Consider the following 1,012-nt stretch of genomic DNA (forward strand, 5'->3'; position numbering starts at 1 on the left):
CATCGGAGGGCGATGGTCGAAAGGGGTATTCCCCTGCCTCTTGCTTGATTTCCTGCCGTTGCGCCGTTCCGCGACTTCCTGTCCGACCCGGTTTTCCGTCGTGCGGCCGATGGAACAGCCTGGAAGGGTCGGCTGTTGAAGCCATGCAATGACCACACCCTTCCTCCTCCCCCCGCTCCGCACCACGTCCCAGGGCACGCCGCGCCGCGTGGGGGTGGAACTCGAATTCGCCGACCTGGACGCGCCATCGGCCGCCGCCTGCGTGCATCGATTGTTCGGTGGCAGCGTCACCGTCGAGAACCCGCACAGATGTCTGGTGACGGACACCCGGCTCGGCGATTTCACGGTGGAGCTGGACATGCGCTCCGCCCACAAGGGCAAGGGAGGAAAGGCGATCCTCGACCCGCTGCGGCCGCTGTGGGGCAACATCGGCAGTCTGGTGATGCCCTTCGAGATCGCCGCCCCCCCCGTGACGGTGGAGCAGATGCCGGAGCTGGAGGAGATGGTCGCCCGCCTGCGCGCGCTGGGCGCCGCCGGGACGGAGGCCAGCCCGCTGTTCGCCTTCGGCCTGCATTTCAATCCGGAGGTGGCGCGGACCGACGACGAGTATCTTCTGGACACACTGAAGGCCTTCCTGCTGCTGGCGCCCTGGCTGCGGCGGGAGATCCGCGTCGATGTGACCCGGCGCCTGTCCGGCTTCATCGCCGCTTTCCCGACCGCCTATGCCGCCAAGGTGGTCGATCCGGCTTACCGCCCCGACCTTGGCGGGCTGATCGACGATTACCTGGCCGACAACCCCACCCGCAACCGCGAGCTGGACCTGTTCCCGCTGTTCGCCCATCTCGCCCCCGACCGGCTGGCCGCGGCGATGGAGGATCCGCATGTCCGTCCGCGTCCCACCTTCCATTACCGCCTGCCGAACGCACGGCTGAGCGATCCCGGCTGGTCGCTCGCCGCCGACTGGAACCGCTGGGTGGCGGTGGAGCGGCTGGCCGCAGACCGCGCCCTGCGG

Annotated in this window: 1 protein-coding gene; it reads left to right on the forward strand. The window is 68.8% G+C overall.

Annotation, left to right across the window (positions count from 1 at the left end; all coding sequences use genetic code 11):
• Positions 1-148: 148 nt before the first annotated feature.
• A partial coding sequence (locus tag I71_RS17875) for an amidoligase family protein (RefSeq protein ID WP_042696193.1) occupies positions 149-1,012 on the forward strand: 864 nt, incomplete at its 3' end.

This window comes from Azospirillum sp. B506 (assembly GCF_000333595.1).
Taxonomy (GTDB): domain Bacteria; phylum Pseudomonadota; class Alphaproteobacteria; order Azospirillales; family Azospirillaceae; genus Azospirillum.